General features: G+C 66.4%; 15 protein-coding genes. 4 read left to right on the top strand and 11 right to left on the bottom strand.

The window, feature by feature from the left end:
• Positions 1–21 precede the first annotated feature (21 nt).
• The 7 genes from E6C72_RS23265 to E6C72_RS23235 form a co-directional block, all read right to left on the bottom strand.
• Positions 22–378, bottom strand: coding sequence for a hypothetical protein (locus tag E6C72_RS23265; RefSeq protein ID WP_109084255.1), 357 nt, complete (start codon positions 376–378; stop codon positions 22–24).
• A gap of 26 nt (positions 379–404) precedes the next feature.
• The gene (locus E6C72_RS23260; RefSeq protein ID WP_136700835.1) at positions 405–1,187 is read right to left on the bottom strand and encodes an OmpA family protein; all 783 of its coding nucleotides are present in this window, start codon (positions 1,185–1,187) and stop codon (positions 405–407) included.
• 107 nt (positions 1,188–1,294) lie between these two features.
• The gene (locus tag E6C72_RS23255; protein ID WP_109084257.1) at positions 1,295–2,866 is read right to left on the bottom strand and encodes a DUF4384 domain-containing protein; all 1,572 of its coding nucleotides are present in this window, start codon (positions 2,864–2,866) and stop codon (positions 1,295–1,297) included.
• 68 nt (positions 2,867–2,934) lie between these two features.
• Positions 2,935–3,507, bottom strand: a complete 573-nt coding sequence (locus E6C72_RS23250) for a DUF4399 domain-containing protein (protein ID WP_109084258.1) — start codon at positions 3,505–3,507, stop codon at positions 2,935–2,937.
• Between the two features lie 38 nt (positions 3,508–3,545).
• Positions 3,546–3,980, bottom strand: coding sequence for a DUF4399 domain-containing protein (locus E6C72_RS23245; RefSeq protein ID WP_109084259.1), 435 nt, complete (start codon positions 3,978–3,980; stop codon positions 3,546–3,548).
• Positions 3,981–4,195: 215 nt separating this feature from the next.
• On the bottom strand, positions 4,196–4,531 hold the full coding sequence (locus tag E6C72_RS23240) for a hypothetical protein (RefSeq protein ID WP_109084260.1): 336 nt from the start codon (positions 4,529–4,531) through the stop codon (positions 4,196–4,198).
• A 126-nt stretch (positions 4,532–4,657) separates the two neighbouring features.
• Positions 4,658–5,056 (bottom strand): RidA family protein, encoded by a 399-nt coding sequence (locus E6C72_RS23235; protein WP_109084261.1) that lies wholly within the window; start codon positions 5,054–5,056, stop codon positions 4,658–4,660.
• A gap of 154 nt (positions 5,057–5,210) precedes the next feature.
• On the opposite strand from E6C72_RS23235, the gene E6C72_RS23230 reads away from it, so the two are divergent.
• Positions 5,211–5,807: a TetR/AcrR family transcriptional regulator gene (locus E6C72_RS23230; RefSeq protein ID WP_109084262.1), complete on the top strand. Its 597-nt coding sequence runs from the start codon at positions 5,211–5,213 to the stop codon at positions 5,805–5,807.
• An 85-nt stretch (positions 5,808–5,892) separates the two neighbouring features.
• Here the strand turns inward: E6C72_RS23230 and E6C72_RS23225 are convergent, their stop codons facing one another.
• Positions 5,893–6,255, bottom strand: a complete 363-nt coding sequence (locus E6C72_RS23225) for a cytochrome c family protein (protein ID WP_348981118.1) — start codon at positions 6,253–6,255, stop codon at positions 5,893–5,895.
• A 323-nt stretch (positions 6,256–6,578) separates the two neighbouring features.
• Between E6C72_RS23225 and E6C72_RS23220 the strand changes: the two genes are divergently transcribed.
• Positions 6,579–7,439, top strand: coding sequence for a LysR family transcriptional regulator (locus E6C72_RS23220; protein ID WP_158280112.1), 861 nt, complete (start codon positions 6,579–6,581; stop codon positions 7,437–7,439).
• Between the two features lie 155 nt (positions 7,440–7,594).
• Complete coding sequence (locus E6C72_RS23215) at positions 7,595–7,816, top strand: hypothetical protein (protein ID WP_109084265.1); 222 nt, start codon at positions 7,595–7,597, stop codon at positions 7,814–7,816.
• 19 nt (positions 7,817–7,835) lie between these two features.
• Here the strand turns inward: E6C72_RS23215 and E6C72_RS23210 are convergent, their stop codons facing one another.
• The 3 genes from E6C72_RS23210 to E6C72_RS31855 are packed head-to-tail and all read right to left on the bottom strand — an operon-like array spanning position 7,836 to position 10,040.
• The gene (locus E6C72_RS23210; protein ID WP_109084266.1) at positions 7,836–8,150 is read right to left on the bottom strand and encodes a DUF3325 domain-containing protein; all 315 of its coding nucleotides are present in this window, start codon (positions 8,148–8,150) and stop codon (positions 7,836–7,838) included.
• Positions 8,143–9,714 (bottom strand): PepSY domain-containing protein, encoded by a 1,572-nt coding sequence (locus E6C72_RS23205; RefSeq protein WP_158280113.1) that lies wholly within the window; start codon positions 9,712–9,714, stop codon positions 8,143–8,145. Before E6C72_RS23205 ends, E6C72_RS23210 begins: the two co-directional genes overlap by 8 nt.
• Complete coding sequence (locus E6C72_RS31855) at positions 9,711–10,040, bottom strand: iron uptake protein (protein ID WP_158280114.1); 330 nt, start codon at positions 10,038–10,040, stop codon at positions 9,711–9,713. The genes E6C72_RS23205 and E6C72_RS31855 overlap by 4 nt, the downstream gene beginning before the upstream one ends.
• Positions 10,041–10,751: 711 nt before the next feature.
• Here E6C72_RS31855 and E6C72_RS23200 point away from each other — a divergent pair.
• Positions 10,752–12,359 carry a PfaD family polyunsaturated fatty acid/polyketide biosynthesis protein gene (locus E6C72_RS23200; RefSeq protein ID WP_371298450.1) on the top strand — a complete coding sequence of 536 codons (1,608 nt, stop codon included), beginning with the start codon at positions 10,752–10,754 and terminating at the stop codon, positions 12,357–12,359.
• Positions 12,360–12,366 lie beyond the last annotated feature (7 nt).

The following is a 12,366-nucleotide window of genomic DNA, read 5'->3' as shown; positions in this document are numbered from 1 at the left end:
ACAGACATCGAATTGAAAGGATCACTCCCGGTCCCGGCCCTTACCCTCATCGGGGGCGAGAAGGCAGGCGGTGCGGGATTGCGTCACAACCGACACAGCGCTGTCCGTCCCACCGTTGCGGCGGAAGCGCAGCCCGTTCATCTGGCTGGCGATGCTGAGCGAGACGACGGCGAGATCCTCTTCGTCGATGATCTTGTGGCCGTCCTGCCAGCACTGGACCCGGACCCGCTTGCCGGCCGGGACGACGTCCACCCCGCCCGCGGCACCGCCGCTGGTGGCGCCGGAGCTGTCGGAACTCTTGCCACGTACCACCGTGGCATCAGCCGGGGCGACGGCAGCCAAGCCCAGGCAGGCGGCAAGGATCAGGGCGTGTTTCATAGCATCCCCTCCATTCCGGCCAGCGGTCAATGGGTCGGCTTGAATTCAACGCGCCGGTTGCGGCCGTCATACGGGTTGGCGGCGAGCGGCACGGTCGGACCCTTGCCGTCGACGGTGATGCGCTTGGGATCGATCTGGTGGACACGGACCAGATACTCGCCCACCGACACCGCACGGCGCTGCGACAGCAGCATATTGTAGGGAAGGCTGCCGGTGGCGTCGGTGTGGCCCTCCACCGTCAGCCCCAGGGTCGGGTCCTCCTTCATCAGTGCCCCGACGGCGTCGATGTAGGAGGCGGACTCGGCCGGAATCTCGGCGGAATTAAGGGCGAAGTTGATGCGGAAGCCGAAGGCCTGCGGCGCCGCTTCTGGTGCTGGGGCAGGAGCCGCGGCAGGCGGCGGGGCGGCGGCCATCTCGGCGGCCGGTGCCTCCATCCGCACCTCCTGCCGGCGCTGCTTGTGGACGGGGCGGCTCGGCGCCGTCTGCGGAGCGGGCTGGGCAGCCGGTGGGATGGGTGCCGAGCCGTAATTGATCTCGTCGACAGGCCGGGGCCGCTTGGCGGCGGCACCGGCCGCACCGCCGATGATCTCGATGCTGCGGGTGCGAAGTTTCGGTTCAGGCGCCACCACCTCGCGCAGTTCCTCCACGCTGGGCGGCCGGTCGAACATCATCACCTTCGAGGATCCTGACCCTTCGACCGTCTGGGCGGACACGGAACCGGTCCAGGCCGCGGCCAGCATCGGCAGGGTGGCAATCAGGGCACAGGGCAGGGCACGGGGAAGGGCATAAGACAGGACGGATTTGGTCATCTGAGGCTCCATGGGCAGGAGAAGGAACGGCGTTGCCCCCGGTTCTATCGCCATCCCCCGTTTCCCCGCTGTGAGCCGGCCAACAGTCGGCTCCAGTTTTCCCGGCGTCACTCTCCCTGCGCCAGAGTGCCGGGCAGCACCTTCACCGTCAGCCGCTTGGCGCGGGCATCGCTGCCCTTGGCCGTCGCGAAGGCGTTGATGACGTCGTCCAGGGCGGCGCCGGGAATGGGCTGCAAATCCTCGCTCTTGAACGCCTCCGGGATCCGCAATCCGATCTCGTCATGCGAGAGGACGCAGGCGACCGTCTCCTCGGCATTCGGGCGGTCCATGCGCAGGTTGAAGGGCTTCTGCACGCCGGGAGGGATTTCCACTTGGCGGTTGGCCTCGACGAAGGCGTCGGGCTGGAAGCGGTTGGGGAAGATGCGGGAGACCGTCCCGGCGGCATCGCGGTAATAGCAATAGACGAAGCCGTCCGCCGTCGGCTGCATCCGCACCACCAGCGCCTCGCCGGCACGATAGCGCGGTGTTGGCCCGCGATCCGACGACAGCAGCAGGTCGAGCCGGGACGGTGACGGCCGGGCGCGCGGCAACCCCTCGCCACCGGCATTGCTGACGCTCTGCAAGCGGGCCGGCGGCGCTCCGCCGCCCTGGCTGCCTTGGCCGGGCGGCTTGGCGAGCAGGCGCTGGTAGAGGTCGAAATCGATGCGTCCTGTGGCGATCAGGTCGTTGTCCGCCTGGAAACGGCCGACCGCCTCGGCGGTGCGCTGGTCGAGTTGGCCGTTGACCGGCCCATCGTAATAGCCTTGCGCCGACAGCGCGCGCTGGCTGAAGGTGACGCGCTCCGACGGAGCCATGCCGTCGAACCAGCCGCGCGCCTCCGCCATGAAGGCGGGGTTGGTCTGGTCGATGCCCAGGCATTGCCAGTAGGGCACGCGGGTCAGCTTGCCCAGCACCTCGATGGTGCTGAGTTCGACCAGCGTGCGCACGCCCTGGTGCAGCCCTTCCGAGCGGTTCAGCGAGATGTTGAAGGACAGCCCGGCCTTGCCGATCACCCCGCCGGCATCCGCCCCGCGCCCCGACGACACCACCGCCAGCGTGTTGGACGCCGACATGCCGGGGATGATCTGGCGCGTCACCAACTCCCCGACATTGAGGTCGACCGACACCATCGACACCACCTGATCGGCCGACACGCCGAGATCCAGCTTGGGCAGCGACAGCCCGGCCGACGCCGCCTCGCTGACCACATTGTCGTCCAACTGAGTGATGGCACCGCGGATATAATAGGACGGCGCGCGGAAGTTCGGCTGCACGCCGATCATCCAGTACAGCGCGTTGACGTCGTCCAGCGCCGGCTCAAAATCCACGAAGCGGAAGGCGTTGGAGGTCTCCGACATGCGGGAGACGGCGGTGATCAGCATTTCCTTCGTGCCGCCAGCCACCCGGCCGGTGGCGTCGGGCAGGCCGTTGGCGGTGATGTAGATGTCGCGCTTGCCGTGGGTCCACAGCAGCGTGTCCATGCAGCGCAGCGCCTCGCTGAAGCTGCTGATGGTGCGGACGGCCGGCGTCTTCGGCTGCTGCACCACGCGCGCCATCTCACCGGAGGTGAAACAGCCGCCCAGCGCCAGCGTCAGGCCGGCGGAAACCGTGACGGAACCAAGGAACCGGACCATGCTCATCGGCGCTGTCTCCTGTGGTTTGGCGGGTCCGGCTCCGTGTCCGCATCGTCAGGGCGGTCTGGAGCCGGTCACCGCGCCGACAATTGCGGGATGCGGTCGGCGCGAACCGTGATGGTGATCTTCTTAGACATGATCGGCGGGTCGTGCGGCACATGGTCGGCATCGGCCAGAACCAGTTGCAGCGTGTGCCGGCCGGGCGGCAGTTCCAGCACCGTTTCGGTCTGGCCCTTGCCGAAATGCAGGTGCTGCTTGTCGCTGGGGATTGGTTCGTCGAAATTCTTCAGGTCCGTGTCGATCAGCAGATGATGGTGTCCAGTGCCGTCCTTGCGCACGCCGGCCGGCGCCACGCCGAAATTACGCAACCCGAACCACACCTTGAACCGGGATCCCACCACTTGGCCGTTGTTGGGCCAGCCGATGTAGAGCCACGCATCCTTTCGGCCGGGCGTGCGCTGCGCGCTGTCGGCTCCCTTCCGCTGATCGGCCTTCTGGTCGGCAGATGCCTCCGCCGCTGCGACCGGCGTCGCCGTGGTGAGAAACGGCACGATCGAAAGCAGTCCCCACAGCACCGCACCGGATGCTGCACCCAAGGCAGTGTGCCGGCCGGGGCGGCTGGTAAGCACGGCTGTTCCTGACGTCATGACGTCCTCCCTGGCGGAGATGAACCGAGCGACTCCGGTCAGCGGACGGTGATGGTCACCTTCTCCGACATCACCGGCGGGTTGTGCGGAATATGGTCGGCATCGCCCAGCACCATCTGCAGCGTGTGGGTTCCGGGCGGAAGCTCCAGCCGGGCTTCGGTCTGGCCGGCGCCGAAATGCAAATGCTGCTTGTCGTTGGGGATCGGTTCGTCCGGGTTCGTCAGTTCGGTGTCGATCAGCAGGTGATGGTGCCCGGTGTCGGCATGGCTGACGCCGGCCGGTGCAATCCCCATGTTCTGAAGCCCCATGCGGACCCAGAATTTTCCGCCGATGATGACCGTCCCGCTGGAAGGCCATAGGATGTAGGCACGCGCGTCATCGGGCGCTTTCGCCCGGTCGGCCATTCCCTGCCCAGCCAGAAACAGCGGCAGAAGCAGCAGGGCGCCGACTGCGATCACGGCAGTCCGCAGCATGGTTTCCCCCTGTTCTCTTGATCGCTCTTTGTCGGATGGCATCGATCTTAGTCTTCGACCGGGAAGCAGGGTTCCCCCGAATTCTTGGGTAATCCCATCCCGTTGGGAGAAAGTCCCGCTCCGCGCCATCTCCTTCCCATTAGGCGGATGATCGACATCGCCTTCCCCATCATTGCGGGGGAGGCCGGCACAGGCAGGACCGGCAGGCGCCCTTTTCAGCGCTTGATCCCGAACAGTTGCTCGTTCATCGCCGCCCGGTCCGCCGCCGCTACACCGGTCGGCCGCCCCAGCGACGGCAATCCGCCGCCCATGGGCCCGCTCCCCATAAGCGGAGTGGCGGTCCGGCCGCCGCCCATCCAGGGCGGAAAGGCCGCACCGGGGCCGGTCGCGGCGGGCGGCGCGCTGCCTACCCGGCTCGCAAGCACGGACACGACCGCGGTCGACAGCGGAACACCGCCGGACTGCACCTCGAACGCGGCCGCCGGCCGGACAATGGCGGTGACCGGGGCAAAAATGGAAAGGCAAAGAATGACGGCGGCAGGGCGGCGCATCGGGGGATTCCTCCGCGTACAGGGCCGAATGTGGCAAGGCCCCATCCTGGCGCACCCCGTCCGCCGTCCGCTGTGACCCGAGCCACAGTTGCGTTCAGAAAGCGGCGATCGAAAAGCTGCGATTGCTCATGCTCCCTCAGGGATGCGTGCAATGACCTTGATTTCGAAATCGAACCCAGCCAGCCAAGTCACCCCGACCGCGGTCCAGTTCGGATAGGGCGGATCGCCGATCACCTTTTCACGCACCGCCATGACGGTCTCGATCTGGTTCGCCGGATCGGTGTGGAAGGTGATGACATCGACGACATCGTCGAAACTGCAGCCGGCGGCCTTCAGCACATTGGCGAGATTGTCGAAAGCCTGCTGCACCTGCCGCTCGAAGTCGGGTTCCGGAGATCCGTCCGCGCGGCTGCCGACCTGCCCCGAGACGAACAGAAGGTCGCCTGAGCGTATCGCCGCCGAATAGCGATGCCGTTCGTAAAGTGCGTGCCGGTTGGCCGGAGCGATCGCTTGGCGTTGGGCCATGGTCCTGTTCCTCCTTTGAATGCCGGAATGACCGGCGTCTCGCTTCACAGTGCAGGCGCAGTTTGATATACGCTACGTATGTGAACGGCAACACACATACGGGGCGTATGTCAAGCCGCATGCGGATCGTATGTTCAAATGACGGAGAAGGGACATGGCCGGCAGGAAGCGGTCTGAAATGATGGAGGAAACCCGCGCCAAGTTGATCGCGTCCGCGCGGAAGGCCTTTGCTGAAAACGGATTTGCCGCCGCCTCGATGGATGACCTGACGGCCGAGGCCGGGCTAACGCGGGGCGCCCTCTATCACAATTTCGGGGACAAGCGCGGTCTCCTCCAGGCTGTGATCGACCAACTCGACACCGAGATGGCGAGGCGCGCGCATGACATAGGTGCCCGGGCCGGAAACGACTGGGATGGATTGCTGGCCGAAGGCGTCGCCTATATCGAGATGGCACTGGAACCGGAGGTACAGCGGATCGTGCTGCTCGACGGGCCGGCCTTCCTTGGCGATCCCTCGCAATGGCCGAGCCAGAACGGCTGCCTCCAGATGACCCGGCAGACGGTGGAACGGCTGATCGCGCAGGGCATTGTCCGGCCGCTCGACCCCGAAGCAGCGGCCCGGCTTTTGAATGGAGCGGCATTGAACGCCGCGCTCTGGGTGGCAGCCAGCGCCGATCAGCAGGATGTCCTCGCCAAAGCCGTCGCGGCGTTCAGAGCCTTGGCCGAAGGGCTGCTGGCGCGCCCCTCCTGATGCGTCAGGCCTGCAAAAAGCCACAGCCCCGCAGCAGCAGCGGGGCTGTGGCAACCAACAGGACGATCATCCGGAAGGTCGGCCGTTACTTGGACTCGCTTTTCAGATAGGCGATCAGATCGGCACGCTTCGCATCGTCCTTGACGCCGGCGAAGGCCATCTTGTTGCCGGGCAGCGCCGCCTTGGGATCCTTCAGATAGGTGTCAAGCTTCTGCTCGTCCCAGACATAGCCGGCATCCTTGACCGCCGCCGAATAGCTGAAGCCATCGGCGCTACCCGCCTTGCGGCCAACGATGCCATGCAGGTTCGGGCCGACCCGGTTGGGGCCGCCGGCCTCGATGGTGTGGCAGGCCTTGCAGGCGTTGAACACCGTCTTGCCCGACGCGGCGTCGCCGTCCGCCGCCTGCGCGGCGACGGTTCCACCGGAGATCAGAATGACGGACGCCAACAGAATTTTGCGCATGACGGACACAGCGGAACTCCCATTTCAACGTTGTCTCCGGCCAACTGAGGAAATTGGTCGGGCTTCCTTCCGGCGAGCAAGCGGAAGCTAATGGCGGCCCAGGAGGCCAGGAAGCGAATTTACCCGATGGTTGTCATCGGTTTTTCCGATACGATCCTGCCGCATTAGGGGAACCGTGGGTCGCGGCCGCATCCAAGGGATGCGACGAATCGTCTCACACCCGCCGGTCGCGATCAAGCCGCCGATGGCGTAGGTCTTGCGCCCGACCGTACAGGTGGGCATTCGAGCGAGGTGTCATGGATACGGAAATGGCCCGGACATTTCTGGAAGTCACGGCGGCGGGCAGTTTCATGGCGGCGGCCGACCGGCTTCATGTGACCCAGTCGACGGTCAGCACGCGCATCCAGCAGTTGGAGCAGCAGCTTGGCTGTCGCCTGTTCGTGCGCAACAAGACCGGCGCCACCCTGACTACGGCCGGCCTGCGGTTCCAGCGCCATGCCGCGGCGATCCTCCGCCTGTGGGAACAGGCCCGGCAGGAAGCCACCCTTCCCGCCGGACACAAGGCGCTGCTGCGGATCGGCAGCGAGGCCGGATTGTGGAACCGCCTGCTGCACCGCTGGATCCCCTGGATGCGGCGCAACGCCAATGACATCGCCCTGCGCTGCGACGTCGGCCTGCCGAACGGGCTGCTGCAAGGCCTTCAGGACGGTACGCTGGACGTCGCCGTCCTCTATTCGCCGCGCGCCCTGCCCGGCCTGACCATCCGCCTGCTGCTGGAGGAGGAGTTGGTCCTCTTCCGCATGCCCGTTGCCGAGGGATGCCTGGAGGAGCCATATGTCCACATCGACTGGGGCGACGAGTTCCGCCGCAACGTGCGCCTGCACCGTCCCGACGTGCAGTCGGCTCCGGTGTCGATCGGCGTCGGCACGCTTGGGCTCGATTATGTCAAACAATGCGGCGGCACCGGGCATTTCCCCCGTCAACTGGTCCAGCCGCTGATCGATGCCGGCAAGGGAGAGATCCTGCCGGAAGCGCGGCCGCTCAGCCTGCCCATCTACGCCGCCTATCCGACCGACGCCGATGCAACCATCATCGATCCCGCGCTGACCGGACTGAAAGCGATCCTGGGCGCCTCGGCGGACCTAAGCCCGGCGGAGTGGCGAGATTAAGTTCGACAACATCGATGGAAACCATCGGTTAATTTCGCTTTTTGCGATGAATGGCCCTGCCTAGGATCGGCGGCATGAGCGGTGAATGCCTCTCGGCGTCTGTGCCGGCGGGTCGCCGCCCCACTCCCCAACCAAGGCGCAAGGGTTCCGATCCGATGTCCATGCAACTGACCCAGCCGTCCCTGCTCGAAGAGGAAGGCACCCCGGCGGAAACAGAGTCCCGCCGGTTCGAATCTCCCTACATCGTGTTCCCGTCGCTGATCCTGCTGCTGATCATGCCGTTCGGCATCGTGTTCCACCCGGCCTGGCTCGCCACCGCCGCCGAGGTGGGGGTGGTCGTGATGTTCATCGCCATTTTCCGCATGATGCGGATGTGAGGCGCGGGACCTCCGCCGGTCAGCCGCGGGCGGACCGCGTCCTCCAGGTGACGGTTGCGACGACCCCCAGCGCCCCTGCGCTCAAGGCGAGCACCCACAGCAGAATGCCGAAGCCGGTCCCGTCGTGGCGCACAGCGACCGACAGCGCCGCCGCCAGACACAGCAGTGCCGCCAGCCGCAAGCGGAACACCGTCCGGCGCGGCGGCGCTCGCCGGGTGTCGATCAGATCGCGCCAATGCCGCTCCACAGACAGGGCAAGTGCTGCAAAGGCGAGGTAGCAAAGCCCGAACAGTCCGGGCAGCGACAGCGCATCAAGCATGGGGGCATCAGGCATGGTCGGTGACCTTCGCCAGGGTTGAAAGTTCGGGAGACGGCCGCCGGACCAGCCGCCGCGACACCCGCCAGGCGCCAACGGCGGTCAACGCCAGCACCAGATCGACGCCCAGCACCGCCCAGTCGGCGGCGGCCACGGCACGGCCGGGATGCTCCCCCGTCGTTATCCAGTTCAGCGCCACGCATGCCCCCGCCAGCAAAGCGACCGCGGTGCATTGCGCACTCCACGGGGGATCGGTCCGGGTGAGAATCGCGGCATGGATGGCGCTGGCGATCCAGGCCAGGAAGAAGATGCCGACCTCCACCAGTTCCCGCGAGGGGATTCCAGCCGGCAGCAGCCGGTTGGCCGCCATCATCGCCAGCGTGGCGATCAGCAGGCCGGTGGTGCTGCCGCAGGCCAGGGCGGCGACACTGCGCCAGCCGACCCCGGGCTTCACGCCATGGGCGACCCGCCGTTTCTCCATCCAATAGAGCATCCCGGTGCCGATCAGCATGCAGCCGGACAGTCCGAACAGGAAATACAGCCAGCGCAACGGCCAATGGTCGAAGGCGGCGACATGCAGGCCGGACAGGACGCGGTGCGTCGCAACGATCGGCCCCGGAGCCTGATACTTCAAAAGGGCACCCGTGACGCCGTCGAAGAAGACCGGCTGGACGTTCAGGCTGATGCGGTCGCTGGTGTCGCGGTTGACGCGGACGACTGCGGCGGCGTCGCCGGCATTGTAGACGAACACCACGGCCGGCTCGCCGCCACCCCACAGCCGCTTGGCCTCCGCCATCATCGGATCGAGCGGCGCCAGTGGAGCGGCAATACCGCTGCGCGGCCGGCTGTAGTTGCCGAGCGCATCGTCGTAGAAACGCATCAGATCGCCGCCATAGAGCGCCTGCACACCGGCCGGCAGCACGATGGGCAGGACGATCACGATGCCGGTGATCGTGATCATCAGATGGAAGGGCAGAACCAGCACGCCGGTCAGGTTGTGCAGGTCGAGCAGCGAGCGGCGGAACTGTCCCCAGCTGCGGAAGGTGAAGAAGTCCTTGAAGATCCGCGCATGGATGATGACGCCGGAGATCAGCCCGGCCAGCATCGCCACCGACGCGAAGCAGACGATCCAATAGCCGACGAAGCCCGTCTTCAGAAGCAGGCTGTAATGCAGCGGATAGAAGAAGGATCCGGCGCCGAGCGTCCCCACCGGCGGCAGCAGCGTGCCATCGGCGGTCGCAACCCCTCCGGCATTGCCGCTCTCCGTCCGCACCCGCAGCGCCATCACCGGCCGCCGCTCGTCCGGCAACTGGACGAACCAGTCGCGCACCGCCCGGCCGGCGGCAAGCTTCTCCACCACCGGCACCACCGCATGGTCGAGCGAGACCGGCCCGACCTCCGCCGTGCCGACACGGGTAGCGGGCATCATCCAGCGGTCGATCTCGGAGGCGAAGACAGCCAGCGATCCCATGAAGAAGATCAGCATCAGCAGCCCACCGAGCGTGACCCCGGCCCAGGTGTGCGGCCACAGCATGGCGGCGCGCAGGGCCGGGCTGATCAACTTGCGCGTCTTGGCCGTCATGGCGCCACCATCCCGACAAATTGCGATGCCGCGATCAGCAGCAGCCCGCCGCCGCCGAGCACCGCCCAGCCGACCGTGACCCGCGGCACTGCGAAGGCCCACAATGACGCCACCGGCAGAACCACCAAGGCAAGAAGGCTGGAGGCGGTGACCGCCTCCGCCGGCGCTAAACCGGCCATGGCGCCCAGTTCCGCCCCGGACGCGGCAAGGCCCCAGGCGAAGCCATAGGCGCCGAACACGGCAGCCGTCACCCGTGCCGCCATGCGCAGGCGCGACGGTTCCGTCTTCCCGCCCCCAGGGCGTCCGGTTTGCCCGGCAGTCTTCATCGTGATGGTCCCCCAGCGAATGCGCCGGCGGGGCCGCGCGCAGTGCAAACACCCACTCTGCATAATGATACTGATTCTCATTTGCAAGGCTGTTCGCTGTCGAGTCAGGACAAGGGAAGTGGATCACGACTTTCCGCTTTGTCTGCCAAGGAGCCTTGCAGGACAGATCACCATGCCGCCTGGGGCGCGCAGAGCAGGACGCTGCTGAAGGACAAACACGAATTAGCACCGAGAGCGCAACTGACGCCGCCTTTGAAACCGGAGAGACCCTGCTCGGCCGCCATCCCGGCGCCATCATCCGGCCCGTCCGGGGCGCGGGCCTCGTTGGGCCGCGGGTGAGCCTCCGGAACGGGAACGGAACCATGGCATGCAGCATAAAGTTGCGGTGTTAGAGGCAGGCTTGGTTCCACCATCGAACCGCAACACGCACCACAAAACTCGACAGATCATTTCCGAGTTGAAATAATCAGCTTTCGTTGATGCGACATATTCGTGCTTGTCAATCGAAGCGTGCAGCAAGTAACAAAAGATTGCGTAGCAGACTTCAATTAGGCACCCCTAATGGTTTGTCGATCACCCCAATCAGCCCTACTCCCCCCGACGATCCTGTCCGTTTGGTTGTGCCGTTCGTGCAAGACCGGTTTCGTCACCAAAGAGGTTGTGGCAGATCTCCTGACCCAAAACCCGGCAGAGAAATAGTCAGGGGTTGATGTGGACATACCGTTCCTGGACCCGGGAGTGCCGCCGACGGCAATCCCGACTGCAAGCTTCGCCCCCTCCCCATTTCTGGAGTTGAGCCAAAAAACACGGGAACCACTTTACATTGTCCGGAGCAGCGATGGCCGGCTGGGAGCATCAACTCTTCCTCCAAATCTTTCCGGCGGCGATCTTCATGCTGTCGCCACGCTGCCGCCGCTTTATCCGGAATGGCTGGGGGACCGCGCCTTCCAGGAAACCCATGGTTGCCGCTTTGCCTACGTGGCCGGCGAGATGGCGCGCGGCATCGCCACGCCGTCGATGGCGGTGGCCGCCGCCCGCGCCGGGCTGGTCGGCTTCTACGGCAGCGCCGGCCTGTCGCCGCAGCGGGTGCATGAAGGGATCGCCGAAATTCAATCGGCGCTGGGCACACAGGCGCCGAACTGGGGCGCCAACCTGATCCACAGCCCCAACGACCCCGCCCTGGAAACCGCGGTCTGCCGCCTGTTCCAGCAGCGGGGTGTGCGCCGCGTCTCGGCCTCCGCCTTCATGGCGCTGACCCCGTTGGTCGTCGAACTGGCCGCCAAGGGCCTGAGTCGCGATCCAGCCACCGGCACGGTCCGCCGCCTGACGCACATCTTCGCCAAGGTCTCGCGCGCCGAAGTCGCCCGTCAGTTCATGACCCCGGCGCCGCAGCGCATGCTCGCCGATCTGGTGGCGCAGGGCATCCTCACCGCCGAAGAGGCCGAACTGGCCACCACCATCCCGGTGGCGGAGGACATTACGGTGGAGGCCGATTCCGGCGGCCACACTGACAACCGTCCGCTGTCCGTCCTGTTCCCGATCATCCAGCAGTTGCGCGACGAGCTGGTGGCCGGCCATGGCTATGGCCGCAACATCCGCGTCGGCGCCGCCGGCGGGCTCGGCACCCCCGCCGCTCTGGCCGGGGCCTTTGCCATGGGGGCCGCCTATGTCGTGGTCGGGTCGGTGAACCAGTCGGCGGCGGAATCCGGGCAGCCGCTGTCGGTCCGACGCATGCTGGCTGAACTCGCCAGCACCGACGTGACGATGGCGCCCGCCGCCGACATGTTCGAGATGGGCGTGAAGGTCCAGGTGATGAAGCGGGGCACCATGTTCCCCTTCCGCGCCCAGCGACTGTACGATCTGTACTGCCGCCATTCCGGCCTGGACGACCTGCCGGCGACCGAGCGCGCGATGCTGGAACGGGACGTCTTCCAGGCCCCGCTTGAGGAGATCTGGCGCCAGACGCGCGAGCATTTCACCGTCCGCGATCAGGCAGAGGTGACCCGTGCCGAGGCCGATCCCCGCCACCGCATGGCGCTGGTCTTCCGCTGGTACCTGTTCAACGCCGCCCGCTGGCCGATGTTGGACGACGCAACCCGCCGTCATGATTTCCAGGTCTGGTGCGGCCCGGCGATGGGCGCATTCAACGACTGGGTGAAGGGCAGCTTCCTGCAGGCGGCGGAGAACCGCACCGTCGAGCAGATCGCCCGCAATCTGCTGGAGGGCGCCGCCGTGGTGACCCGCGCCCAGCAGATGCGCACGGCTGGCCTCCCGGTCCCGGCCGCCGCCTTCACCTGGATCCCCCGCCGGCTTGCCTGAGCCACCG

The organism is Azospirillum sp. TSH100, assembly GCF_004923295.1.
Lineage (GTDB): Bacteria > Pseudomonadota > Alphaproteobacteria > Azospirillales > Azospirillaceae > Azospirillum.
Note: the sequence above shows the minus strand (reverse complement) of the source record. Positions and strands in the feature narration are given on the sequence as shown.